Here is a 25,233-nt window from a genome sequence, read left to right on the forward strand (position 1 = left end):
TTCCGCATTCGCCCGGCCGCGGTATAGCGTCACAGTATGCAGGAGCCGCCCGCACCGCACGGACCACCGGCTTTCGACCGCATCCGCGATCGCACCGCCGTGCTCAACCAGCTGATGCTGTCCGCCGTGGTGCTCGCGCTGACCGTGATCGTCGCGGTCACCCCGTTCCCCGGGAGCTACGGGCTGTTCTTCGCCGGCGCGCTGGGCACCCTCTTCGTCGCCGGCGTCACACTGGTCGTGCCGTGGAACCGCATCGCGCTGTGGTGGATGGCACTGATCCCGCTCGCGGACATGGTGGCGGTGGCCGTGCTGCGGATGTCGTCCCCATACGCGGGGTTCGCGCTGCTGTGGATCTTCCCGGCGATGTGGTTGGCAGGCACCTTCGGGGCGATCGGCCTGCTCACCGGTGTGGCTACGATGCTCGGGCTGTTCGCGCTGATGGTGCTTGCCGACCCGATGCATAACGACTCGTACATCACCTTCCTGTTTCCGATGGTCGTGCTGGCCGTCTCGGCCACCGTGTATCTGGTCGCCCGCAGGTCGGCCGCGCAGCGATCGTTGCTGGACAAGCAGGCCGATGTGCTCGCCAACGCGCTGGAGCGCACCCGCCGGCAGGAGCAGGAGGTCACCGAAGTGCTGGATGCCGTCGACTTCGGCGTCATGCGCATCGACGTCGACGGCACCATCGCGGTCACGAACGAGGCCCACGGCCGACTGCAGCAGTCGCTGGACCGAGGGCAGGGCGCGGCGGGCGCGGTGGCCTACCAGGACGACGGCGTCACCCCTCTGCCGCCAGGGGAGTTGCCGCTGGCGCGGGCGCTGCGCGGCGAGGCGTTCGACGGCCAGCTGGTGTGGTTCGGCGATCCGTCCGGTCCCCGCCGGGTGCTCAGCGTGACGGCCCGCCGGCTGACGGCATCCAGCGGCGACGACATCGGCGCGATCGTGGTCTCCCGAGAGGTCACGGCCGAGATGACCGCGCTGCGCGCCCGCGACGAGCTGGTCGCCTCGGTCTCGCATGAGCTGCGCACGCCGCTGACCTCGATCCTGGGGTACCTGGATCTGGTCGTGGACGACCCGACCGTGCCGGAGGGCGCCCGGCACCGGCTGGAGATCGCCGAGCGCAACGCCGAGCGGCTGCTGGGGATCATCGCCGACATTCTGGCCGCGTCCCGGGCGCACCGAGACCTCTCGGCACAGCTACCGATCAACCCCGTCTATGTCGACGTCGCCACGGTGGTCCGCGCCGCGGTCGAGTCGTTGCAGCCGGGCTCGGCCGAGCGCGGTGTGCGCATCGACAGCAGCGGGGTGACCTCGGTGCACGCGCGAGTCGATCCGCTTCGACTGCGGCAGGTGATGGACAATCTGATCGCGAATGCGATCAAGTACAATCATCCTGATGGTGCAGTGGTGATCACCACCGCACGGCCCGCGGATGAGGTGGTCATCGACGTGCACGACACCGGAGTGGGCCTTGCCGCGTCCGACCGCGAGCGACTGTTCCAGCGCTTCTACCGGGGTCGGGCCGTGCGTGGCACGGGCATGACCGGCACGGGCCTGGGACTGGCGATCAGCCGGGAGATCGTCCGCGCGCACGGCGGAGACATCACGGTGTGCAGTGAGCTGGGTGTCGGGTCGACGTTCACTGTCCGGCTGCCCGCCGCAGCATCGCGCGAGTGACGCATGGCGATGGACCTGTACTCCGTGACGGTGATGGCGGCACTGGTGGTCAATGTCAGTGCTGTCGTCTTCATCCTCGAGACCGTCATCCGTCGCGACGAGGGCGCGAGCAGAGTATGGACGCTGGCGTTCCTAGCGGGCATGGTCGCGTCGATCGCCTATGTCGCGTGGGCCTACGACCGCAGCCAGTGGTGGGCCGTCGCTACCGGCAATGCCGCGTTCGTCGCGGCGACCGCCCTGATGTGGCTGGGCAGCCGCACGTTCAACGGGCGCCGCGGAGTGTGGGCTCCGGCTGCCGTGGGTGTGGGCGTGCTGGCCACGGCTGGTGCGGCGCTGGCGGCCGGCCCGGATGGCGGCGACTGGGCCGGAGCGGCGGTGATGTTCATGGCGATAGTGATCGTGGCCGGGCTGGGCTGTGCGGAATGCCTGCGCGGCGCGATGCGCGCCGCGCGCATCGCAGGGGCACTGGCGGCGGTGCTCGGACTGCAGAGCGGCTACTTCCTGCTGCGCACGATCGCCCTGGTCACGGCAGGTCCGGATTCGGTGATCTTCCAGACGTGGTTCTCGACCGTCACGGCGAGCTTCCTGACCGTCACCTTCACGGTGGTCTCGTTGGTGGCCGCGTCGGTGCTGCGCGCCGGTCGCACGCCGGTGCGAGGACTGGCCGAACTCGGGCGCGCGGTGCGCGCGGACGGCGGCATCGTGCCGGCCGCGCAGTTCGACGTCGCCCTGCGCGGACTGCTGACGCGAGCGGCGTGGCGGGATGAGCTGGTGGCGGTGCTGGCCGTCGCGATCGAAGACCTGGACCAGATCGCGTCGGCGTTCGGCGGTGAGGTGGCGCGGGACATCTCGGACGCCTGGCGTGCCGGTGTGCGCCGGCATCTTCCGGCTGCAGCGCGCATCGGCGGCGACGGCGCGCACCGTCTGGTCGCGGCGACGGTCGTCGCCAGCCCCGCCGAGGCGCACCGGATCGGCACGCGGCTGGCCCGGGGCCTGTTCGAGGATCTGCGTGCGGTGCCTGGTTCGGTGCTCCCGGTGATCGGCGTTGGGGTCGCGCTGACCGACGTGGACGGCAATGACGCCGATGCGCTGCTGGTTGCCGCTCGACGCGAGTCAGCCCGCCGTGAGCCGGTAGCCCACTCCGCGCACGGTCTCGATCCAGCGGGGGCGTGACGCGGTCTCGCCGAGCTTGCGGCGCAGGTTCGCCATGTGCACCTCTATCGCGCGCGCGTCGCTTTCGCTGACGAATTCGACGCCGCTGTGCCGCTCGCCGCGCAGCATCAACGCGAGGTCGCTCTTGCCGAGCACGCGCCGGCCGGACGCCAGCAGTGCGGCGAGGATCTCGAACTCGCTGCGGGTCAGCTCCAGCTCGCTGCCGTCGACCGTGGCGATGCGCATCAGGCGATTGAGCCGGAGCCCCCGGTGCTCGACCCACCCCGGTGCATCGGTCGCCGCCGCGGGCATGGGATCGGGATCTGGCGCCAGCACATGGTTGCGCGGCCGACGCAGCATGGCGTCGATGCGCGCGCGCAGCTCGCGGGTGCGGAACGGTTTGGTGATGTAGTCATCGGCACCGGCCTCCAGACCCTGCAGCGTGTCGATCTCCTCACCGCGCGCGCTGAGCATGACCAGGTAGGTCGGACTGATGGCGCGGATGCGCCGCGCCGTCTCGAATCCGTCCATACCGGGCATGTTGACATCGAGCGTGGTCACCAGCGGGTTCTGCTCGCGCACCAGGTTCAGCCCATGCAGGCCCGTACTCGCGGTGTGCACCACAAAACCCGCCTGCTCGAGGACCGTGGCCAGCAGCGCGCAGATGTCATCGTCGTCTTCGATCACGACAGCACTGCGAGCCTCTTGCACGACGATACCCCCGGGCCGTTACGGCGCCGCCCCACAGCAGCACCGGCGCTTTTCACACTAGCGGACGTTGCGCCGGGGCCGGTTCGTGGCATCCTCGAAACCATGCCCCTCATCGCCCTGACCGGCGGAATCGCCGCCGGCAAGTCCACCATCTCGCAGCGCCTGGCGGCGCACGGCGCGGTGGTGGTCGACGCCGACGCGATCGTCCGCGACGTGCAGCAGCCCGGCTCGCCGGTGCTGGGTCGCATCGCCGAGGCCTTCGGCGCCGGGATGCTGCGCCCCGACGGGTCGCTCGATCGCAGCAGTCTGGGTGCCCACGTGTTCGGCGACCCCGACCGGGTCGCGCGGCTGAACGCCATCGTGCACCCCGCCGTCCGCGCCGAATCCCAGCGCCGGTTCGCCGCGGCGTGGGGCGCCGACCCGGATGCGGTCGTCGTGTACGACGTGCCCCTGCTGGCCGAGGCGCGCGGCGGCGCCGGAGACCGGTGGGACCTGGTCGTGGTCGCCGAGGCGCCCGCCGCCGTGCGGCGGCAGCGGCTGATCGATCTGCGCGGGATGACCCCCGCCGATGCGTCCGCGCGGATAGCGTCCCAGGCGTCCGATCAGGCACGCCGGGAGCTCGCGGACGTCGTGATCGACACATCCGGCACGCTCGAGCACACCCTCGCGCAGACCGACGCACTGTGGGCGCGGATCACGGCCGGGGACGCCGGGCACGGCCCGATGCACTGAGCCTGCCGGAGTGCAATGCACTGAGCCTGCCGAAGTGTCGGAACCCCGACGTAGCCTGGAGGGATGCAGACCACCCGATCAGTCCGTCCCTTCGAGGTCGTCAGCGAGTATCAGCCCAGCGGCGATCAGCCGCAGGCCATCCGCGAGCTGGCGGCGCGGATCACCGCGGGCGAGACCGACGTGGTGCTGCTGGGCGCGACCGGCACCGGCAAGTCCGCCACCACGGCGTGGCTGATCGAGCAGGTGCAGCGCCCGACGCTCGTGCTCGCGCACAACAAGACGCTGGCCGCACAGCTGGCCAATGAGTTCCGCGAGCTGATGCCGAACAACGCGGTGGAGTACTTCGTCAGCTATTACGACTACTACCAGCCCGAGGCATACGTGCCGCAGACCGACACCTTCATTGAGAAGGACTCGTCGATCAATGCCGAGGTCGAGCGGCTGCGGCACTCCACGACCAACTCGCTGCTGAGCCGGCGCGACGTGGTCGTCGTCTCCACGGTGTCCTGCATCTACGGCCTGGGCGCGCCGGAAGAGTACCTGCGTGCCATGGTCGCGCTGCAGGTGGGGGAGCGCTATGACCGCGACGCGCTGATCCGGCAGTTCATCGCGATGCAGTACAACCGCAACGACATCGACTTCTCGCGCGGCAACTTCCGGGTGCGCGGCGACACGATCGAGATCATCCCGGTCTACGAGGAGTACGCGATCCGCATCGAGCTGTTCGGCGACGAGATCGAGGCGCTGTACATGCTGCACCCGCTCACCGGCGAAATCGTCCAGAAGCTGCAGTCGGTGCCGATCTTCCCGGCCTCGCACTATGTCGCCGGCGCCGACGTCATCCAGCGGGCCATCGGCACGATCGAGACCGAGCTGGGCGAGCGGCTCGGCGAACTCGAGCGCCAGGGCAAGCTGCTCGAGGCGCAGCGGCTGCGGATGCGCACGACGTTCGACCTCGAGATGCTGCAGCAGCTGGGCTTCTGCTCGGGCATCGAGAACTATTCGCGGCACCTGGACGGGCGCGAGCCGGGCGAGCCGCCGCACACGCTGCTGGACTTCTTCCCCGACGACTTCCTGATGGTCATCGACGAGTCGCACGTGACGGTGCCGCAGATCGGTGCGATGTACGAGGGGGATGCCTCGCGCAAGCGCACCCTCGTCGAGCACGGCTTCCGGCTGCCGTCGGCGCTGGACAACCGGCCGCTGCGCTTTGACGAGTTCAAGGCGCGGATCGGCCAGACCGTGTACCTGTCCGCCACCCCGGGCAGGTACGAGATGGGCATCGCCGACGGCGTCGTCGAGCAGATCATCCGCCCGACCGGCCTGGTCGATCCCCAGATCGTGGTCAAACCCTCGAAGGGGCAGATCGACGACCTGCTCGAAGAGATCCGGCGCCGGTCCGAGCGAGGCGAGCGGGTGCTGGTGACCACGCTGACCAAGAAGATGGCCGAAGAGCTCACCGACTTCCTCGGCGAGCACGGCGTTCGGGTGCGCTACCTGCACTCCGACGTCGACACGCTGCGGCGCGTCGAGCTGCTCACCGAGCTGCGGGCGGGCGTGTACGACGTGCTGATCGGCATCAACCTGCTGCGCGAGGGCCTGGACCTGCCCGAGGTGTCGCTGGTGGCCATCCTCGACGCCGACAAGGAGGGCTTCCTGCGCAGCGGCACCTCGCTGATCCAGACCATCGGCCGCGCCGCGCGCAACGTGTCCGGTGAAGTGCACATGTACGCCGACAAGATGACCGACTCGATGCGCACCGCCATCGAGGAGACCACCCGCCGGCGCGAGAAGCAGGTCGCCTACAACCTCGCGCACGGCATCGACCCGCAGCCGCTGCGCAAGCGCATCGCCGACATCACCGAAGTGCTCGCGCGCGAAGGCGCCGACACCGCGGCGATGATGTCGAAGCGGGATGCCGCCAGGTCGCGCAGCGGCAAGGGCAAGAGTCCGACACCGCGACTGCGTCGCGAGGGCATCGCGGCCGAAGGCGCCGAGCAGCTGGAAGACACCATCGCCGACCTGAACGCGCAGATGCTCGCCGCCGCGGGCGAGCTCAAGTTCGAGCTGGCGGCACGGCTGCGTGACGAGGTGGCCGACCTGAAGAAGGAGCTGCGGGCGATGGAGCGGGCCGGCCACGCGTAGCGGCGGTAGCGTGAGCGTGTGGACAACCCCAACGGCCGCGGGCTGCTCGTGGCGGCGGTCGTCGCGGCCGGCTTCGTCGCCGTCCTCGGCGTGCTGGCCGCCGGGCCCGTGCAGGTGGGGCCGCCGCGGTGGGTCCCGCAGGTCACGCCGATCGCGCGGCCGCTGCCGACCTCCAGCGGCAATCCGCCGGCCGGACTCGACCAGGGGCCCGGGGCCGGTGCCGAGGTGTTCGGGATCATCTTCGAGATCCTGCTGATCCTCGGCGCCGCCGCGATCGTCGCGGCACTGGCCGGGTATCTGGTGCGCCTGTGGCGCGCCCGACGCCGGCTGCTGCGCCGTCGTGGCGGCCGCACCGACGTCGGCGGCGGTGCGGGAGTGCGGCCGGGCGAGAGTGTGCCGGCTCCGGTGATGCAGCGGGGCATCGCGCGGGCGCTGGCGCTGCTGGACATGCCCAGAGCGCCGTCGGATGCCGTCGTGCAGGCGTGGCTGGGCCTGGAGGACGCCGCGGTGCAGGCCGGTGCCGAACGCCGGCCGTCCGAGACGCCCGCCGAATACGCCGCGCGCATCATCCGGCGCTTCGAGACCGACCGCGACGCGGCCGACACGCTGCTGCACCTGTATCAGGACGTGCGCTTCGGCGGCCAGAGCGCCACGGCCGCCGCAGTGGCCGACGCCCGCGGCTGCCTGCTGCGGCTGCAGGCATCCTGGCATGATGCCGCTCCGGCCGAAGGCGGAGAGCTGAGGGCCCGATGAGCGCCGGCACCCAAAGCATGCGGCGGCACCTGCTGGCGCCGATCGCCGGCGGCGCCGCGCTCGGGGCCGTCGTCGCGCTCCTGCTCTGGTTCGTCGGCGTGACGGCGCCGTTCGCCGTCGCCGCTGGTGCCCTCGTGCTCGCCGGCGGCATCGCCTGGACGGCATTCGCCGACACCGACAGCCCCGGCTACCATCGGGCGGATCCGTCGCCGCGGCCGGGCACCCGCTCCGACCTGGCCCGGGTGTCCTGGTCGCTGCACAGCAGGCACGGCCAGATCGGCGAGTCCGGCCGCAAGCACCTGTACGCCTTCGCCCGGACCCGCCTGGCCCGATCCGGACTCGACCTGGACGACCCGGCCGCCGCCGAACCCATCCGCGCCCTGCTCGGCGATCGCCCCTACCTGACCCTCACCGGTCGCAGCCCGGTGTCGCTGCGCATGGTGGCCGATTGCCTGACAGCGCTCGAAGCCATCGACTCCACCCGCCCCGGCTCCCGCGCCAGAGAGGACTGATCCGTGACCGTGCCCGAACCCAGCACCGATCCCGCCCGCCCCGACGCCCCCGACGCCTATCCGCCGGAACGCGTCGGCGAGACGGCGCGGGCCATCCTCGACGAGATCGGGACGGTCGTGGTCGGCCAGGCCGAACCGCTGCGCCTTGCGCTGGCGGCGATGCTCGCCGGCGGGCATGTGCTCTTCGAAGACGTGCCGGGGCTCGGCAAGACCCTCGCCGCACGGTGCCTCGCCGAGGCATCCGGGCTCGCCTTCCGGCGACTGCAGTGCACCCCCGACCTGCTGCCGGCCGATATCACCGGCTCGTTCGTGTACGCCCCCGATTCCGGGAAGTTCGAATTCCGGCCCGGACCGGTGTTCACGGGTCTGCTGCTGGCCGACGAGCTCAACCGCACCGCCCCCAAGACGCAGTCCGCGCTGCTGGAGGCGATGGCCGAGGGACAGGTCACGGTCGAAGGGGTCAGCTACCCGCTGCCGCAGCCGTTCCACCTGATCGCCACCGCCAACCCGATCGAGTACGAGGGCACCTATGCGCTGCCCGAAGCCCAGCTGGACCGCTTCCTGGTGCGGCTGAGCGTCGGCTACCCGGACCGTGCCGACGAGGAGCGCATCCTCGCCGGGCGCATCGCGCGCCGCACCGAGGTCGCGCACGTGCGCCGGGTGATCGATCCCGCGCAGCTGCTGCGGATGCAGGCGGGTGTGGAGCGCGTGCACACCGATCCCGACATCATCCGCTACTGCGTCGACCTGGCGGCCGCCACCCGCGCCGACGGCTCCGTCGAAGTGGGCGCTTCGCCGCGCGGGTCGCAGGCGCTGATGCTGGTCGCGCGCGCCCTCGCGGTCATCGACGGGCGCGACTACGTGACCCCCGACGACGTCAAACGGGTGGCGGTGCCGGTGCTGGCGCACCGGCTGACGCTGACACCGGCGGCGTGGGCGGCCGGGGTCGTGCCGGCGCGGGTGGTCGAGGCAATCGCGTCGAGGGTCGCCGGCCCACCGACCCTGGCGCGCGCGAGCGCCGAGCCCTGATGCGGCCCGGGATCACCCCGGCGGCAGCGGCGGGGGCGGGCTGCGGGCTGATCCTGCTCGCGGTCGCGCTGGGCTTCGGCCGGGTCGACCTGGCGGTGACAGGCGTCGCACTGCTGTGCGCCGTGGCCCTCGGCTACGCCGCGACCGCGGCGGCGGCTGACCCGGAGGTGACCGTCGACGTGCTGCCGGGCGAGCCCGGCACCCGCTCCACCGCGATCGGGGTGCGGGCGGCGGTGCGCGCACCCGGAGCCGATCTGGTGCTGCTGAGCGCAGTCGAACTGGGCGCGCGCACTCGGGCTGTGGCGGTGCCCGGCCACGGGCAGGCGACGTTCGACCTGGACACGGTGCACACCGGCGACCAGGAACTGCTGCGCCTGCGCGCCGTCGCGATCCGCGCCGACGGCACCTGGACCGACACCTATCCGGGGCGCACCCGGGCGGTCATCGAACCCCGTGCCCGTGCGCTGCCGTTCCTGCCGCTGTCGCGGGTGCCCACCGGGCTGACCGGCGCGCACGACGCACCGCGGCCGGGCGACGGCGGCGAGTTCCGCGACATCCACCCGTTCGCCTCCGGCGACCGGCCGGCGCGCATCGACTGGAAGGCCACGGCGCGGCTGGCCCGAAGGCCCGGCGACCTGTTCGTGCGGCGCACGCAGGCCACCAGCGACATCGACCTGGCGCTCGTGCTCGACGACGGCGACGACATCACCGGAATGGTGGGGGACTGGGTGCGCGGCGACCGATCGCGGCAGGCGCCGACCTCGATGGATGTCGCCCGCGAGGCGGCGTGGAGCCTGGCATGCGCCTACCTGGGCACCGCCGACCAGGTGTCGTTCCAGGTGCTCTCGCGTGCCGGCAGCGCCGTGCCGCGCGGCTCCGGCGCCCGCCACCGCGAGCGGCTGCGCGCCGCGATCTGCGCGGTCACCCCGCAGCAGCGGCTCAGCCGCAGCCGCACGCCGCTGGTGCCGCGCGGCGCGCTCGTCGTGCTGCTGTCCACGTTCCTCGACGACGAGACGGTGCGCCTGATCGGGTTGTGGCGGGCTGCGGGGCACCGCGTGCTGGCCGTGGACACGCTGCCGCAGCTGCGCAGTGAGCGCCTGACGGCCCCCGAACTGGTCGCCTCCCGGATAGTGCTGGGTGCGCGCTCGGACCGATTGGCCGAGCTGCGGGCGGTCGGCGCCGACGTGCTGCAGTGGGACACGGACCCCGGACTGCGCACCGCGGCGCTGCGGTCGATGACGCGGATGCGGCGGCGGCGATGAGCGGCGCGGGCACCCGGCGCCCGGCCGCCGCGAGCGTGCCGCTGATGGCGCTGCGGGCGGCCGTGGTCGTCGTCGCCGGCGCGGCGTTCGCGCTGGCGCCGCCGCCGTACGCGATCGCCGCCCTGGTGATGGCGCTGGCGGGCGCGATCTGGCCGACCTCGCTGCTGACCTGGGGGGCGCTGCTGGTGGTGGCCCTCGCCCAGCTCGGCCATCTGCCGACCGCAGGGGACTGGCATCCGTATCTCGCGCTCGTCGTCGTGCACCTGCTGCACGCCCTCGGCTCGCTGACCTTGGCATTGCCCGCCCGCGGCGTGCTGCAGCTGCGCGCGCTGGCGCGGCCGGCACGACGCTGGCTGCTCGTGCAGGTCCCCGCGCAGGTGCTGCTGGTGGTGGGGCTGCTGGCGCAGCGGATGCCGCGGGAAGGGCTCGTCCCGGCCGGCCTCGTCGCGGTGGCCGCGGCAGTGTGCGCGGTCGCGATCGCCGTGCTGCTGCGTGCGCTGGCACCGCGCCGCTGAGCGCGGCCCGGCCGCGCGTGCCGGTGCCCAGGGCGAACGGCGGGCCGATGTCCGAGGTCGCAAATAGACTTGTCCGGTGCCCATCATCCCTGTCGCCGCGTTTGGAAACTCGTCCGGAAAGCTCAGTGTCCGTGGTGCCCGCGTGCACAACCTGCGCAACGTCGACCTCGACATCCCGCGCGACGCCCTGGTCGTGTTCACCGGGCTGTCCGGTTCGGGCAAGTCGAGCCTGGCGTTCGACACGATCTTCGCCGAAGGGCAGCGCCGCTACGTCGAGTCGCTGAGCGCCTACGCCCGCCAGTTCCTCGGCCAGGTCGACCGCCCCGATGTCGACTTCATCGAGGGGCTCAGCCCGGCCGTGTCGATCGACCAGAAGTCGACCAACCGCAACCCGCGCTCCACGGTCGGCACGATCACCGAGATCCACGACTACATGCGACTGCTCTGGGCGCGCATCGGGGTGCCGCACTGCCCCGAATGCGGGCACGTCATCCAGCGCCAGACCGTGCAGCAGATCGCCGACCGGCTCCTCGAGCTACCCGAGCGCACCCGCTATCAGATCGTCGCGCCGGTGGTCACGCAGAAGAAGGGCGAGTTCGTCGACCTGTTCGCCGAGCTCAGCGCCAAGGGCTACGCGCGTGCCGTGGTCGACGGTGAGCTCGCCCCGCTGAGCGACCCGCCGAAGCTGAAGAAGAGCTACAAGCACGACATCGCGGTCGTCGTCGACCGGCTGGTGGCCGCCCCCGACATCCTGGGCCGCATCACCGACTCGGTCGAGACGGCACTGGGTCTGGCCGACGGGCTGATGCAGGTCAACTTCGTCGACGAGACCGGGGATGCCGCCTGGCAGAGCTTCTCCGAGAAGCTGTCCTGCCCCAACGGGCATCCGCTGGCGCTGACCGAGATCGAGCCGCGCACGTTCTCGTTCAACGCGCCGTTCGGCGCGTGCCCCACCTGCTCGGGCCTGGGCACCCGGATGTCGGTGGACGTCGACCTGATGCTCGGCGACGAGGACCTGTCCCTCCGCGAGGGCGTCATCATCCCTTGGACGACGCAGGGCAAGGGGCTCTTCCAGTACTACGAGCGGCTGCTGGAGGGGCTGGCCGACGACCTGTCGTTTTCGCTGGACACCCCCTGGCGGATGCTGCCCGAGCGGGTGCGCGAGGCCGTGCTGCGCGGCGAGAACTTCAAGGTGACTGTGAAGTGGCGCAACCGCTACGGGCGCGAGATGCGGTACACCTCGGGGTTCGAGGGCGTCGTGCCCTACATCGAGCGGCAGTATCTGCAGGCCGAGTCCGACAGCGCGCGGCACCGCTGGTCGGAGTTCCTGCGCGAGGTGCCGTGCGCGGCGTGCCACGGCGACCGGCTCAAACCCGAGGTGCTGGCCGTCCAGGTGCACGGGCACTCGATCGCCGACGCGTCGCGGATGAGCCTGGCCGACGCGCAGAAATACTTCCAGAACCTGAAGCTCACCGACCGCGAGGCCAAGATCGCCGCGCAGGTGCTGCGTGAGATCCGGCTGCGGCTGGACTTCCTCATCCAGGTCGGGCTGAACTATCTGAACCTCGGCCGCGCGGCCGGCTCGCTCTCCGGCGGTGAGGCGCAGCGCATCCGGCTGGCGACCCAGATCGGCTCGGGCCTGACCGGTGTGCTGTACGTGCTCGACGAGCCCTCGATCGGCCTGCACCAGCGCGACAACCGGCGGCTCATCGAGACGCTGCTGACGCTGCGCGACCTGGGCAACACGCTGATCGTCGTCGAGCACGACGAAGAGACCATCCACGCGGCCGACTGGATCGTCGACATCGGCCCGCGCGCGGGTGTGGACGGCGGCACCGTGGTGCACTCCGGACCGCTCGCGCAGCTGCTGGAAGAGCCCGCGTCGCTGACCGCCGACTACCTCGCCGGCCGTCGCGAGATCGCGACCCCCGCACGCCGCCGCAAGGTCGACAAGAAGCGGATGCTCAGCGTCGTCGGCGCGCGCGAGAACAACCTGCAGAACGTGACCGTCGACTTCCCGCTCGGCGTCATGACGGCCGTGACCGGTGTCAGCGGCTCGGGCAAGTCGTCGCTGGTCAACGACATCCTGTACCAGGTGCTGGCCTCTCGGCTCAACGGTGCCCGCACGGTGCCGGGCAAGCACACCCGGGTCACCGGCACCGACGACCTCGACAAGGTCGTGCACGTCGACCAGGCGCCGATCGGCCGCACGCCGCGGTCCAACCCCGCCACCTACACCGGGGTGTTCGACCGCATCCGCACGCTGTTCAGCGAGACGCCCGACGCCAAGGTGCGCGGCTACCGGCCCGGCCGGTTCAGCTTCAACGTCAAGGGCGGGCGCTGCGAGGCGTGCTCGGGCGACGGCACGATCAAGATCGAGATGAACTTCCTGCCCGACGTCTACGTCGACTGCGAGGTCTGCCACGGCAAGCGGTACAACCGCGACACGCTCTCGGTGCACTACAAGGGCAAGAACATCGCCGAGGTGCTCGAGATGCCGATAGCCGAGGCGGCGGACTTCTTCGAGCCGATCCAGGCGATCCACCGCTACCTGAAGACCCTGGTGGATGTCGGTCTGGGATACGTGCGACTCGGCCAGGCCGCCACGACGCTCTCGGGCGGTGAGGCGCAGCGGGTGAAGCTGGCCACCGAGCTGCAGCGCCGGTCGAACGGACGCAGCGTGTACGTGCTGGACGAGCCCACCACCGGCCTGCACTTCGAAGACGTCAAGCTGCTGCTGGGCGTGCTGTCGGGGCTGGTCGACAAGGGCAACACGGTGATCGTCATCGAGCACAACCTCGACGTGATCAAGTCGGCGGACTGGGTCATCGACCTCGGCCCCGAGGGCGGCGCCGGCGGCGGCACCGTGATCGCGACCGGCACGCCCGAGCAGATCGCCCGGGTCGAGGCGTCGTACACCGGTGCGTTCCTCGCCGAGGTGCTGGGCACCGCCGCGCAGCGGCGTAAGGCCGGCTAGGCGCGATGGCCGAAGAGCTCTCCTACAAGCCGAAGCAGGGCGAGATCCCCACCGAGCCGGGGGTGTACCGGTTCCGCGACGCACAGGGGCGCATCCTCTACGTCGGCAAGGCGAAGAATCTGCGCGCCCGGCTGTCGAACTACTTCGCGCCGCTGCGCACGCTGCACGAGCGCACGCGGCGGATGGTGACCACGGCGGCCTCGGTGGAATGGACGACGGTCGGCAGCGACGTCGAGGCGCTGCAGCTGGAGTTCATGTGGATCCAGGAGTTCAAGCCGCAGTTCAACGTGCGCTACAAGGACGACAAGTCCTACCCCTACCTGGCCGTGACCCTCGCCGACGAGGCGCCGCGGGTGATCGTCACCCGAAACCACAAGATCCCTGGTGCCAGGTACTTCGGTCCCTATCCGAAGGTGTGGGCGGTGCACGACACGATCGATCTGATGATCAAGGTGTTCCCGATCCGCACCTGCAGCGACGCGTCGTACAAGAAGGCGATGGCGACCGGCCGGCCGTGCTTCCCGGGTCAGATCGGCCGCTGCGGCGGGCCCTGCTCGATGACGGTGTCCATCGCCGAGCACCGACAGATGGTCGACGACTTCGTCGCTTTCCTCTCCGGCGGCGACGAGCGGTTCCGCGTCCAGCTGACCGGTCGGATGCGGGCCGCGGCGGCCGCGATGGACTACGAGGCCGCGGCGGGCTATCGCGACAAGCTGGCGGCCATCGACGCCGTGCTCAGCAAGAGCGCCCTCGTACTGGCGGCCGACATGAACGCCGACCTGTTCGGCATCGCCGAGGATGAGCTGTCCGCGGCCGTGCAGCACTTCATCGTGCGCGGCGGGCGGGTGCGCGGCGTGCGGGCGACGACGATCGACAAAGAGCTCGAGATCGGCGGCGGCGAGCTGATCGACCAAGTGCTCCAGCGCGTCTACGGCGGGGCCGCACCCTCCGACATCCCGCGCCAGATCATCGTGCCCCAGCTGCCCGAGGATGCCGAGGAGCTGCAGCTCTGGCTGCGCGAGCGCCGCGGCCGCAAGGTCGACATCTCGGTGGCCCGGCGCGGGCGCAAGGCCGAGCTGATGAAGACCGCCACCCGCAATGCCCAGCAGGCGCTGATGCTGCACAAGACCCGGCGCACCAGCGACTACGTCGCGCGCACGCAGGCGCTGACCGACCTGCAGGAGGCCCTGGGCATGACCGAGGCGCCGCTGCGCATCGAGTGCTACGACATCTCGCACCTGGGCGGCACGAACGTGGTCGCCTCGATGGTGGTGTTCGAAGACGGACTGCCCCGCAAGGACCAGTACCGCTCGTTCCACATCCCCGAGACCACCGACGACACCGACTCGATGCACCAGGTGCTGATGCGCCGGCTCGCCTACCTCGACCAGCCCGACCCGCCCGACGATGCCGAAGCGGGCACCCGCAAGCGCCGGTTCGCCTACCCGCCGCAGCTGCTGCTGGTCGACGGCGGCCAGCCGCAGGTGGCCGCGGCGGCTGCGGCGCTGGCCGAATCGGGTCATCGTGAGATCGCCCTGGCGGGCATCGCCAAGCGGCTGGAGGAGGTGTGGCTGCCCGGACAGGACTTCCCGGTGATCCTGCCCCGCACCTCCGAGGCGCTCTATCTGCTGCAGCGCCTGCGCGATGAGGCGCACCGGTTCGCCATCACCCACCAGCGCACCCGCCGGCGGCGCGACATCACGACCGTGCTGTCCGAGGTCCCCGGGCTCGGCCAGGCGCGCATCAAGGCGCTGCTGCGCCATTTCGGCTCGGTAGCCCGGCTGCGCCAGGCCACGCCCGAGGAGATCACCGCGCTGCCGGGGATCGGGCCGAAGCTGGCCGCCGCCGTGCATCAGCACCTGGCGAGGCCATAGCGGGGCTGGGTAGGCTGGGAGCTCGTGATCGGGGGAACACCAGTGGCGGAGTCCGAACAGCAGCCGGCGAGCGAGATCCTCATCGTGACGGGGATGTCCGGTGCCGGCAGATCCACGGCCGCCAACGCGCTGGAGGACATGGGCTGGTACGTCGTCGACAATCTGCCGCCGCAGATGCTCGGGCCGCTGCTGGATCTGTCGGGCCTGGCCGCCAGTGCGCTGCCGCGCGTGGCCGCCGTCGTCGACGTGCGCGGCGGCAGCCTGTTCGCCGAGCTGCCCCAGGTCACCCGCGCGCTGCGCAGTGCGCGCGAGCAGCTGCGCGTGGTGTTCCTGAACGCCTCCGACGATGTCTTGGTGCGCCGCTACGAGGCGGTGCGCCGGCCGCATCCGCTGCAGGGCGACGGCACCATCCTCGACGGCATCCGCCGCGAGCGCGAGCGGCTGAAGAGCATCCGTGAGACCGCCGACATCGTCATCGACACGACCGACTTCAACATCCACCAGCTCGCGACCCACGTCGTGGACCTGTTCGGCGAGCGCGGGGCCGCGCAGCACACCCTGACGATCCTCAGCTTCGGTTTCAAATACGGTCTGCCGGTGGACGCCGACATGGTCGCCGACATGAGGTTCCTGCCCAACCCGTTCTGGGACGAGTCGATGCGCTCCCTCACCGGCGAAGACGAGCCGGTAAGGCAATTCGTGCTGGCCCAGCCCGGCGCGAGCGAGTTCCTGGACGCCTATACCGCCGTCGCCATGCCCGTGCTGGCCGGCTACCAGCGCGAGAACAAGCGCCACAGCGTGATCGCGATCGGCTGCACCGGCGGCAAGCACCGCTCGGTGGTGATGGCCGTCGAGCTCGCCCGTCGCCTGACCGAGGCGCCCGGTGTCGCGGTGCGCGTCGCGCACCGCGATCTGGGCCGGGAGTAAGCCCGGGTAGGCTGGATCGCCGTCCCTGTCTGTTTCGAACCCATTCCCGAGGAGCACCGTGCCGCTGACCGCCGATGTGAAGGCAGAGCTCGTCACCCTGCGCGATACGCGACCGACGGCGCGCGTGGCCGAGCTGACGGCGCTGCTGCGTTTCTCGGGCGGGCTGCACTCGATCGCGGGGCGAGTCGCGGTCGAGGCGGAGGTCGACTCCGAGCAGGTCGCGCGCCGCACCGCCCGCGAGCTGGCCGAGATCTACGGCGTGCGGCCCGAGCTGGTGCAGGTGCAGAGCGCGGGCTCGACCGGCGGCGCGCGATACGCCGTGCGCGTGATCGAAGCGGGGGAGACTCTGGCCCGCCAGACCGGGCTGCTCGACCAGCGGCGTCGCCCGGTGCGCGGGCTGCCGAACGCGCTCACCACCGGCGCCCGGCCCGATCTTGCCGCGGTGTGGCGCGGCGCCTTCCTGGCCGCCGGCACGCTCAGCGATCCAGGCCGATCCGCCGCCCTCGAGGTGGCCTGCCCGTCATCCGAAGCCGCGATGGCACTCGTCGGGGCCGCGCACCGCCTCGGCGTGGCCGCGAAGGCACGCGAAGTGCGCGGGATGCCGCGGGTCGTGGTCCGCGACGGCGAAGCCATCCGCTCCGTCCTGGCGGTCATGGGCGCCGCCCGCGCTGCCGCCGCGTGGGAGCAGCTGCGTCAGCGCCGCGAGGTGCGTGCCGGAGTGAACCGGCTGGTGAACTTCGACGACGCGAACCTGCGCCGCTCGGCGCAGGCCGCCGTCGCCGCCTGCGCCCGTGTGGAGCGCGCGCTGGAGATCCTCGGCGACGAGGTGCCCGAGCACCTGCACGAGGCGGGCGCGCTGCGCCTGGCCCATCGCGACGCGAGCCTGGACGAGCTGGGCCACCACGCGCAGCCGCCGCTGACCAAGGATGCCGTGGCCGGCCGGATCCGGCGGCTGCTGGCGATGGCCGACAAGAAGGCCGAGATCGAGGGCATCCCCGGCACCGAGTCGGCGGTGCCCGCCGGCGTCGAGGGCTGAGGGCACCACCACCGGTGGGTCCGGCCTCGGTAGGATGAAGGTGTCACCTTCGCTGCGTCCGGGAGCCTCTTCGCTGCCGTGTTCGGCGCGGCGCCGATAGGAAGAAGAGAATATGGCGAACTACACGTTGCCCGACCTCCCCTACGATTACGCCGCGCTGGAGCCGCATATCAGCGGGAAGATCATGCAGCTCCACCATGACAAGCACCACGGGGCTTATGTCACCGGCGCCAACAACGCGCTGGCGGGCCTCGCCGCCGCCCGTGACGCGGGCGACCTGGCCAATGTCAACAAGCTCGAGAAGGACCTCGCGTTCAACCTCGGCGGCCACGTCAACCACTCGATCTTCTGGACCAACCTGTCGCCGGACGGCGGCGGGCAGCCCGAGGGCGAGCTGAAGGCGGCCATCGACGAGTTCTTCGGCGGGTTCGAGAAGTTCCAAGCCCACTTCACGGCGGCCGCCACCGGCATCCAGGGCTCCGGCTGGGCAGTGCTCAGCTGGGATCCGATGGGCCAGCAGCTGATCATCCAGCAGCTGTTCGACCAGCAGGGCAACACTGCCCAGGGCACCATCCCGCTGTTCCAGCTGGACATGTGGGAGCACGCCTTCTACCTGGACTACCTGAACGTGAAGGGCGACTACATCAAGGCCGTCTGGAACATCGCCAACTGGCAGAACGTCGCGGACCGGTTGGCCGCAGCGCGGGAGAAGACCGCGGGGCTGCTGGTACTGTCGTAGCAGGTGCGGACGTCCCGGCGGGATGCCCGCCGGGACGCCGTTGTCCGTGAAGGAATCCCGCGCACTCGCGCACGACACAACAACTGGGAGAATCTCCGTGACCGTCAAGATCGGAATCAACGGCTTCGGCCGCATCGGCCGCAATTTCCTGCGCGCGGCACTCGCGCAGGGCGCTGACCTCGACATCGTCGCCGTCAACGATCTGACCGACAACAAGACGCTGGCACACCTGCTCACCTACGACTCGGTCGGCGGCCGCCTCGGTGCGCCGGTCAGCTACGACGGCGACGCGATCACGGTCGGCGAGAACACCATCAAGGTCTTCGCCGAGCGCGACCCGGGTGCGCTGCCCTGGGGCGAACTGGGCGCCGATATCGTCATCGAGTCCACCGGCCGGTTCACCAAGGCCGCAGATGCGAGCAAGCACCTCGCCGGCGGCGCCAAGAAGGTCATCATCTCGGCACCGGGTTCCGATTCGGACGGCACGTTCGTGATGGGTGTGAACGAGCAGACCTACGACCCCGCGACGATGAACATCCTCTCCAACGCGAGCTGCACCACCAACTGTCTGGCCCCGCTGGCCAAGGTCCTCAACGACGCGTTCGGCATCGAGCGCGGCTTCATGATGACCGCGCACGCCTACACCGCGGACCAGAACCTGCAGGACGGCCCGCACGCCGATCTGCGCCGTGCCCGCGCGGCCGCCATCAACATCGTCCCGGCCTCGACCGGTGCCGCCAAGGCCATCGGCCTGGTGCTGCCCGAGCTCAACGGCAAGCTGAGCGGCTCGTCGTACCGGGTGCCGGTGCCCACCGGCTCGATCGTCGACCTGACCGCGGTCGTGGGAACCGACAACCTGACCGTCGACCAGATCAACGCGGTCTACCGCGCGGCCGCCGAGTCCGGGCCGCTGCAGGGCATCCTGAAGTACACGGCAGACCCGATCGTCTCCAGCGACGTGCAGCTGGACCCGCACTCGTCGATCTTCGACTCCCTGCTGACCAACGTCAGCGGAAACCTGGTCAAGGTCTCCAGCTGGTACGACAACGAGTGGGGCTACTCCAACCGTCTCGTCGACCTGACCGAGTACGTCGCCGAGCGGCTCTGAGTCGCCCGTGGCTCTGCGCACCCTCGACACCCTGCCGGCGCGCCTGGGCGGTTCCCTCGCGGGCCGGCGGGTCGTCGTCCGCTGCGATCTGAACGTCCCCCTCAAGGACGGCCAGATCACCGATGACGGCCGCGTGCGCGCGTCGTTGCCGACCCTGAACGCGCTGATCCACCAGGGCGCCCGCGTCGTGGTGTGCTCGCACCTGGGCCGCCCCGTCGCCGGTGACGTTACGACGCTCTCACTCGCGCCGGTGGCGCAGCGGCTGAGCGAACTGCTCGGCAAGCCGGTCGCGTTCGCGCGCGACACGGTGGCGGCCTCGGCGCAGGAGGCCGTGGCCGCCCTCGGCGACGGCGACGTCGCGGTGCTCGAGAACCTCCGTTTCCAGCCGGGCGAGACGGCATCCGATGGCGCCGACCGTGCGGCGTTCGCCGCACAGTTGGCGGACCTCGGCGACGCGCTGGTCTCAGACGGGTTCGGCGTCGTGCATCGCAAGCAGGCCAGCGTCTATGAGCTGGCACAGCTGCTGCCGTCCGCGGCGGGGCTGCTGATCGCGACCGAGGTCGACGTGCTGGACCGGCTCACCGAGAACCCCGAGCGCCCGTACACGGTCGTCCTGGGCGGTTCCAAGGTCAGCGACAAGCTGGGCGTCATCGAGCACCTGCTGCCGCGCGTTGACAAGCTGCTGGTCGGCGGCGGGATGATGTTCACGTTCCTGGCTGCGCAAGGGCACAAGGTCGGCGCGAGCCTGCTCGAGCAGGACCAGCTGGATCGGGTGCGCGGCTACCTGCAGACGGCGGCCGAGCGCGGCATCGAGCTGGTATTGCCGGTGGATGCCGTGGTTGCGGCATCCTTCGCCGCCGATGCCGAGCACGTGGTCGCCGCCGCCGACGCGCTGGAGGACACTCCGTTCGGGGCGTCCGGGCTCGGCCTGGACATCGGTCCCGCGACGGCGCAGCAGTTCGCCGCGGCGATCCGCAGCAGCACGACGGTGTTCTGGAACGGCCCGATGGGCGTGTTCGAGATGCCGGCGTTCGCCGCCGGCACCCAGGCCGTCGCGCAGGCGCTGACCGAGGTCGCCGGGCTCAGCGTGGTCGGTGGCGGAGACTCCGCCGCCGCAGTGCGCCAGCTCGGCTTCACGGATGATCGATTCGGGCACATCTCCACCGGAGGCGGCGCGAGTCTGGAGTTTCTGGAGGGCAAGAAGCTGCCCGGACTGGAGGTGCTCGGATGGGAGCAGTGACCGCAGGCGGCGACGCCCGCCGCACGCCGATGATCGCCGGCAACTGGAAGATGAACCTCGACCATCTGCAAGCGGTGGCGCTGGTGCAGAAGCTGCACTGGGCGCTGAAGGATGCCCGGCACGAGCCCGGCTCGGTCGAGGTCGCGCTGTTCCCGCCGTTCACCGACCTGCGCACCGTGCAGACGCTGCTCGACGCCGACAAGATCCCGTTCGCCCTGGGCGCGCAGGACCTGTCCGCGCACGAGTCCGGTGCCTATACCGGCGAGGTCTCCGGCGCGTTCCTGGCGCGCCTGGACTGCCGGTACGTCATCATCGGGCACTCCGAGCGCCGCGCCTACCACGACGAGACCGACGAGGTCGTCGCCGCCAAGGTGCAGGCGGCGCTGCGGCACTCGCTGGTGCCGGTGATCTGCGTCGGCGAGACCGCCGAAGACCTGCAGACCCACGGCGCCAGCGCCGTGCCGGTCGGCCAGCTGCAGGCCGCCCTCGCCGGCGTTGCCTCCGGGGCCGAGGTCGTGGTGGCCTACGAACCGGTCTGGGCGATCGGATCGGGGCAGGCGGCCACCCCCGACCAGGCGCAGGAGGTGTGCGCCACGCTGCGCGACGTCGTCGCCGCAGCGATCGGCGCCGACGCGGCCGCGCGCACCCGGGTGCTGTACGGCGGATCGGTGAAATCCGGCAACATCGCCGCATTCATGCGCGAACCCGATGTGGACGGCGCGCTGGTGGGCGGTGCGAGCCTCGTGGCGGACGAGTTCGCCGCCATCATCCGCTACCAGAAGCACGTCGGCGTCTGAGTCGAAGCGGGGGCCGGGCGTCCGATCCAGCCCCCGGCATCCCCTCCCGTATACTTGACCCGGTACGGCCGAACGGCCGCCGCGAAAGGCGCATAGCGTGGAAATCCTCGAGTTCGTGCTGCAGGTGATCCTGGGGCTGACCAGTCTCCTGCTGACGTTGCTGATCCTGCTGCACAAGGGACGCGGCGGCGGCCTGTCCGACATGTTCGGCGGCGGCATGGGCTCGTCACTGGGATCGTCGGGACTGGCCGAACGCAACCTGAATCGCTTCACCGTGGTGCTGGGGCTCGCGTGGTTCGTCACGATCGTCGCGCTCGGACTGCTGACCAAGGTCGGGGGTCTGTGAGATGGCCACCGGCGGCAACGCGATCCGCGGCACCCGGGTGGGTGCCGGCCCCATGGGCGAGCAGGACCACGGCTACCACGCCGAGCGGGTCGCGGTCTCCTACTGGGACGCGCTGGGCAACGAGACCGTCCGATACTTCGCCGCGGACATCCCGGCCGAAGAGATCCCCGAGACCATCGACTCTCCGCACTCCGGCCTGCCGGCCGGGCGCGATCAGAAGAACCCGCCCGAGATGGCCAAGCCCGAGCCGTACAAGACGCACCTGGCCTATGTGAAGGAGCGCCGCACCGACGAAGAGGCCCAGACGCTGCTGGCGGACGCCCTCAGCCAGCTGCGCGAACGACGCGGCCAGCACTGATCGCGGCCGGTCGCGCTCTAGTAGTCCCCGTCGATGAGCTCGGGCGGCACGGCCGCAGCCGCTGCCGCGTCGACGAAGAAGACCGTGCGGCGGCGCCCCTTGGCCCCCGCCGCCGGCACGCTGTGATAGCTGGCGCCGGCCAGCGCCAGGCCCAGCGCGGACGCCTTGTCGGCGCCGGCCAGGACCAGCCACACCCGCTGCGATGAATTGATCACCGGCCGGGTCAGCGTGATCCGGTTCGGCGGCGGTTTGGGCGAGCCCAGCACCGGGACCGCGGTGCGATCGGTGATCCGGATCTCGGGCCGGTCCGGGAACAGCGACGCGATGTGCGCGTCGGGTCCGACGCCCAGAAAGCAGATGTCGAACGACGGCCACGGCCCGCTGAGCACCCCGGTCGCGGTGCTCTCGGCCGGGCCGAACCGGGCCAGCTCGGCCGCATAGGCGGCCGCGCCGGCCTCGATGTCGATGCCGTCGTCGCTCGCGGCCATGCGGTGGATGTTCGCCGGCGGGATGTCCAGCAGATCCAGTAGTGCGCCGTCCGCGCCCACGTCGTTGCGCTCGGGGGAGTCGGACGGCACGAATCGCTCGTCGCTCCACCAGAAATGCACCTTCGACCAGTCGATCTGGTCCCGCTCCGGGCGGGCCGCCGCGGCGCGCAGCACAGCGGTGCCCATACCGCCGCCGGTCAGCGAGATGTGCGCGACCCCACCGCCCTGCACCCGCTTGCCGATTCGGCTGTAGAACCGCTTCGCGACGGCGTCGGCCAGCGTCTGCGGGTCGGATCGGACCAGAACGCGCTTGGCCGTGGAACCCTCAGCCATCGTCGTCGCCGCCTTCCAGAAGCGTCCAGCCCTCCGTGATCACTCGACCATACAGCAGGTCCGGATCGAGGCTCCGCAGCTCTTCGGCCAGGCACTCCCGCAGCGTGCGGCGGGGGAAGGCCAGCTCGTGCGAGGGCTGACCGGGCTGGGTGAGCACGGCCTCGCCGGAGACGGGTCGCTCCAGCAGGGTGTCGCCGGAGGGGCGCACCAGGCGCACCGACTTGATCCCGGCGGCCCACTCCTCGGGAGGCAGATAGTTCCAGCGCACCGGCACATCCAGCGCCAGCCGCAGCCAGGCCGCCAGCATGCCGGTGGACGGCGAGTCGCCGGCGCCGGACACCTCGACGGCGGTGACGGGTTCGTAGGGCGGCTGGTCGAGCACCGCAGCGAGCTGTTCGCGCCAGTGCGTCAGGCGCGTCCACGCCAGATCCGTGTCACCCGGCGCATGGTGCTCGCCGAGGCCGGCCACCCACGCCCCCGGGTCGGCCTGGGTCGCGGCATCCGTGATGCGCCGCTGCGCGATCTTGCCGATCGAGGTCCGCGACGGGCGCTTCGGGGCGTTGCGCGGCCACCACGCCACCACCGGGGCGTCCGGCAGCAGCAGACCCGTCACGAGGCTCTCGGAATTGTTGCCGGCGGCACCGTACGCGCGCAGCACGATGACCTCGCTGGCGCCGGCGTCGCCGCCGACCCGGATCTGCGCGTCCAGGCGGGGGTCGGCATCCGCGTCGGCACCGTGCGGATCGCTCATCAGCACGATGACGCGCATGGGATGCTCGCGGGAGGCGTCATTGGCCGCCTCGATGCCCTCCTCCTCGGCGCCGTGGCGCACCAGGATGATGAGCGTCAGCACTCGGCCGAGGGCGACCGCGCCGCCCTCTTCGCGGACGTTGACGAGGGCTTTCGCGATCTTGCTGACGGTGGTGTCGGGCAGGTCGATGATCATGGGCGTCTCCACATCCGGCCGTCGCGGGCCAGCAGCTCGTCGGCCGAGCGCGGGCCCCAGCCGCCGGGGGTGTACTGTTCGAGCGGCCGGCGGTGCGGGGAGGCATCCAGCCCGGCCCAGTACTGCTCGATCGGGTCGAGGATCTTCCAGCTGAGCTCGACCTCCTCATGCCGCGGGAACAGCGGCGGGTCGCCCAGCAGCACGTCCAGGATCAGTCGCTCGTACGCTTCCGGGCTCGCCTCGGTGAAGGCGTGCCCGTAGCCGAAGTCCATCGTCACGTCGCGCACCTGGGTGCTGCCGCCGGGCACCTTCGAGCCGAACCGGATCGTCACGCCCTCGTCGGGCTGCACTCGGATGACCAGCGCGTTCTGGCCCAGACCCGACGTCTGGTTGCGGGTGAACAGGTGCTCGGGCGCGCGCTTGAACACGACGGCTATCTCGGTCACCCGGCGGCCGAGCCGCTTGCCGGTGCGCAGATAGAACGGCACGTCGGCCCAGCGGCGGGTGTTGATGTTCAGCTTCACCGCCGCATACGTCTCGGTCGTGGACTGCGGGTCCATGCCGTCCTCGTCGAGGAAGCTGTGCACCTGCTCGCCGCCCTGCCAACCGCCGCCGTACTGACCCCGGGCGGTGGCCAGCGACAGGTCCTCGGGCAGCGTGACCGCGGCCAGCACCTTCTCCTTCTCGGTGCGCAGGTCGTGCGCATTGAACGAGATCGGCTCTTCCATCGCGGTCAGCGCCAGCAGCTGCAGCAGATGGTTCTGGATGACGTCGCGGGCGGCGCCGATGCCGTCGTAGTAGCCGGCACGCCCGCCCACGCCGATGTCCTCGGCCATCGTGATCTGCACATGGTCGACGTAGTTGCGGTTCCAGATCGGCTCGTACAGCTCATTCGCGAACCGCAGCGCCAGGATGTTCTGCACCGTCTCCTTGCCGAGGTAGTGGTCGATGCGGAAGATCGAGTCGGCGGGGAACGCGGAGCGCAGCGCGCTGTTGAGCTCGCGCGCCGAGGCCAGGTCGTGGCCGAACGGCTTCTCGATCACGACGCGCCGCCAGCGGTCAGGCTGGTCGGCGGTGTCATCGACCAGTCCCGAGCTCTTCAGCTGCTCGGCCACCTCGGCGAAGGCCTTGGGCGGGATCGAGAGGTAGTACGCGTGGTTGCCCATCGTGCCGCGCTCCACGTCGAGCCTCTCGACCGTGTCGCGCAGCCGCGCGAACGCCGCCGGATCGCCGAACTCACCCGAGACGAACCGGATGCCCTGCAGCAGCTGCTGCCAGGTCTCGTCGCGGAACGGGGTGCGGGCGTGCGCCTTGACGGCCTGGTAGACGACCTCGGCGAAATCCTGGTCCTGCCAGTCCCGCCGGGCGAAGCCGACCAGGGCGAACCCGGGCGGCAGCAGGCCGCGGTTGGCGAGGTCGTACACGGCCGGCATCAGCTTCTTGCGGGACAGGTCCCCGGTGACGCCGAAGATGACCAGCGCGCTGGGACCGGCGATCCGGTTCAGCCGACGATCTTCCGGGTCGCGCAACGGGTTGTGATCCCGGGTGATCTCCACTGTCATGAATCGATGAGCTC

The 25,233-nt window shown here is 70.9% G+C and carries 23 protein-coding genes; 19 read left to right on the forward strand and 4 right to left on the reverse strand.

Going from position 1 to position 25,233, the window contains the following annotated elements:
* Window positions 1-36 precede the first annotated feature (36 nt).
* Together ABD705_RS11160 and ABD705_RS11165 are read left to right on the forward strand one after the other, a co-directional pair.
* Window positions 37-1,677, forward strand: coding sequence for an ATP-binding protein (locus tag ABD705_RS11160; RefSeq protein WP_344783566.1), 1,641 nt, complete (start codon window positions 37-39; stop codon window positions 1,675-1,677).
* Window positions 1,678-1,680: 3 nt separating this feature from the next.
* Window positions 1,681-2,850, forward strand: coding sequence for a nucleotidyl cyclase domain-containing protein (locus tag ABD705_RS11165; RefSeq protein ID WP_344783568.1), 1,170 nt, complete (start codon window positions 1,681-1,683; stop codon window positions 2,848-2,850).
* Here ABD705_RS11165 and ABD705_RS11170 read toward each other — a convergent pair.
* Window positions 2,791-3,540: a response regulator transcription factor gene (locus ABD705_RS11170; RefSeq protein WP_344783570.1), complete on the reverse strand. Its 750-nt coding sequence runs from the start codon at window positions 3,538-3,540 to the stop codon at window positions 2,791-2,793. The two genes, ABD705_RS11165 and ABD705_RS11170, sit on opposite strands and share 60 nt — an antisense overlap.
* Window positions 3,541-3,642: 102 nt before the next feature.
* Between ABD705_RS11170 and coaE the strand changes: the two genes are divergently transcribed.
* The 17 genes from coaE (at window position 3,643) to ABD705_RS11255 (ending at window position 21,890) form a co-directional block, all read left to right on the forward strand.
* Window positions 3,643-4,272, forward strand: coding sequence for a dephospho-CoA kinase (gene coaE / locus ABD705_RS11175; protein WP_344783572.1), 630 nt, complete (start codon window positions 3,643-3,645; stop codon window positions 4,270-4,272).
* A gap of 63 nt (window positions 4,273-4,335) precedes the next feature.
* Window positions 4,336-6,417 carry an excinuclease ABC subunit UvrB gene (gene uvrB / locus ABD705_RS11180; RefSeq protein WP_344783574.1) on the forward strand — a complete coding sequence of 694 codons (2,082 nt, stop codon included), beginning with the start codon at window positions 4,336-4,338 and terminating at the stop codon, window positions 6,415-6,417.
* A gap of 18 nt (window positions 6,418-6,435) precedes the next feature.
* The gene (locus ABD705_RS11185) at window positions 6,436-7,170 is read left to right on the forward strand and encodes a DUF4129 domain-containing protein (protein ID WP_344783576.1); all 735 of its coding nucleotides are present in this window, start codon (window positions 6,436-6,438) and stop codon (window positions 7,168-7,170) included.
* Window positions 7,167-7,682, forward strand: coding sequence for a hypothetical protein (locus tag ABD705_RS11190; protein ID WP_344783577.1), 516 nt, complete (start codon window positions 7,167-7,169; stop codon window positions 7,680-7,682). Before ABD705_RS11185 ends, ABD705_RS11190 begins: the two co-directional genes overlap by 4 nt.
* Before the next feature lie 9 nt (window positions 7,683-7,691).
* Window positions 7,692-8,711, forward strand: a complete 1,020-nt coding sequence (locus tag ABD705_RS11195; RefSeq protein WP_425562083.1) for an AAA family ATPase — start codon at window positions 7,692-7,694, stop codon at window positions 8,709-8,711.
* Window positions 8,711-9,973: a DUF58 domain-containing protein gene (locus ABD705_RS11200; protein WP_344783579.1), complete on the forward strand. Its 1,263-nt coding sequence runs from the start codon at window positions 8,711-8,713 to the stop codon at window positions 9,971-9,973. Before ABD705_RS11195 ends, ABD705_RS11200 begins: the two co-directional genes overlap by 1 nt.
* Window positions 9,970-10,488 carry a hypothetical protein gene (locus ABD705_RS11205; protein ID WP_344783581.1) on the forward strand — a complete coding sequence of 173 codons (519 nt, stop codon included), beginning with the start codon at window positions 9,970-9,972 and terminating at the stop codon, window positions 10,486-10,488. Before ABD705_RS11200 ends, ABD705_RS11205 begins: the two co-directional genes overlap by 4 nt.
* Before the next feature lie 76 nt (window positions 10,489-10,564).
* The gene (uvrA, locus tag ABD705_RS11210) at window positions 10,565-13,465 is read left to right on the forward strand and encodes an excinuclease ABC subunit UvrA (protein WP_344783583.1); all 2,901 of its coding nucleotides are present in this window, start codon (window positions 10,565-10,567) and stop codon (window positions 13,463-13,465) included.
* A 5-nt stretch (window positions 13,466-13,470) separates the two neighbouring features.
* Window positions 13,471-15,339 carry an excinuclease ABC subunit UvrC gene (uvrC, locus tag ABD705_RS11215; RefSeq protein WP_344783585.1) on the forward strand — a complete coding sequence of 623 codons (1,869 nt, stop codon included), beginning with the start codon at window positions 13,471-13,473 and terminating at the stop codon, window positions 15,337-15,339.
* 42 nt (window positions 15,340-15,381) lie between these two features.
* The gene (gene rapZ, locus ABD705_RS11220) at window positions 15,382-16,266 is read left to right on the forward strand and encodes an RNase adapter RapZ (RefSeq protein ID WP_344783587.1); all 885 of its coding nucleotides are present in this window, start codon (window positions 15,382-15,384) and stop codon (window positions 16,264-16,266) included.
* 58 nt (window positions 16,267-16,324) lie between these two features.
* Window positions 16,325-17,302: a DNA-binding protein WhiA gene (gene whiA, locus ABD705_RS11225; RefSeq protein ID WP_344783588.1), complete on the forward strand. Its 978-nt coding sequence runs from the start codon at window positions 16,325-16,327 to the stop codon at window positions 17,300-17,302.
* Window positions 17,303-17,414: 112 nt separating this feature from the next.
* Window positions 17,415-18,041, forward strand: coding sequence for a superoxide dismutase (locus ABD705_RS11230; RefSeq protein WP_344783590.1), 627 nt, complete (start codon window positions 17,415-17,417; stop codon window positions 18,039-18,041).
* A gap of 97 nt (window positions 18,042-18,138) precedes the next feature.
* The gene (gene gap / locus ABD705_RS11235; protein WP_344783592.1) at window positions 18,139-19,149 is read left to right on the forward strand and encodes a type I glyceraldehyde-3-phosphate dehydrogenase; all 1,011 of its coding nucleotides are present in this window, start codon (window positions 18,139-18,141) and stop codon (window positions 19,147-19,149) included.
* A gap of 7 nt (window positions 19,150-19,156) precedes the next feature.
* The gene (locus ABD705_RS11240) at window positions 19,157-20,389 is read left to right on the forward strand and encodes a phosphoglycerate kinase (protein WP_344783594.1); all 1,233 of its coding nucleotides are present in this window, start codon (window positions 19,157-19,159) and stop codon (window positions 20,387-20,389) included.
* Complete coding sequence (gene tpiA / locus ABD705_RS11245) at window positions 20,377-21,186, forward strand: triose-phosphate isomerase (protein ID WP_344783596.1); 810 nt, start codon at window positions 20,377-20,379, stop codon at window positions 21,184-21,186. Before ABD705_RS11240 ends, tpiA begins: the two co-directional genes overlap by 13 nt.
* 97 nt (window positions 21,187-21,283) lie before the next feature.
* The gene (gene secG / locus ABD705_RS11250) at window positions 21,284-21,532 is read left to right on the forward strand and encodes a preprotein translocase subunit SecG (protein ID WP_344783598.1); all 249 of its coding nucleotides are present in this window, start codon (window positions 21,284-21,286) and stop codon (window positions 21,530-21,532) included.
* 1 nt (window position 21,533) lies between these two features.
* Window positions 21,534-21,890 carry an RNA polymerase-binding protein RbpA gene (locus tag ABD705_RS11255; RefSeq protein WP_344783600.1) on the forward strand — a complete coding sequence of 119 codons (357 nt, stop codon included), beginning with the start codon at window positions 21,534-21,536 and terminating at the stop codon, window positions 21,888-21,890.
* 17 nt (window positions 21,891-21,907) lie between these two features.
* Here the strand turns inward: ABD705_RS11255 and pgl are convergent, their stop codons facing one another.
* From pgl to zwf, 3 genes are read right to left on the reverse strand one after another with little or no spacing between them, the layout of a single operon-like run.
* On the reverse strand, window positions 21,908-22,711 hold the full coding sequence (gene pgl / locus ABD705_RS11260) for a 6-phosphogluconolactonase (RefSeq protein WP_344783602.1): 804 nt from the start codon (window positions 22,709-22,711) through the stop codon (window positions 21,908-21,910).
* Complete coding sequence (locus ABD705_RS11265; RefSeq protein ID WP_344783604.1) at window positions 22,704-23,657, reverse strand: glucose-6-phosphate dehydrogenase assembly protein OpcA; 954 nt, start codon at window positions 23,655-23,657, stop codon at window positions 22,704-22,706. Before ABD705_RS11265 ends, pgl begins: the two co-directional genes overlap by 8 nt.
* Window positions 23,654-25,219, reverse strand: coding sequence for a glucose-6-phosphate dehydrogenase (zwf, locus tag ABD705_RS11270; protein ID WP_344783606.1), 1,566 nt, complete (start codon window positions 25,217-25,219; stop codon window positions 23,654-23,656). Before zwf ends, ABD705_RS11265 begins: the two co-directional genes overlap by 4 nt.
* Between the last annotated feature and the right edge of the window lie 14 nt (window positions 25,220-25,233).

Origin of the sequence: Microbacterium kribbense (assembly GCF_039537285.1) — a bacterium.
GTDB lineage: Bacteria > Actinomycetota > Actinomycetes > Actinomycetales > Microbacteriaceae > Microbacterium > Microbacterium kribbense.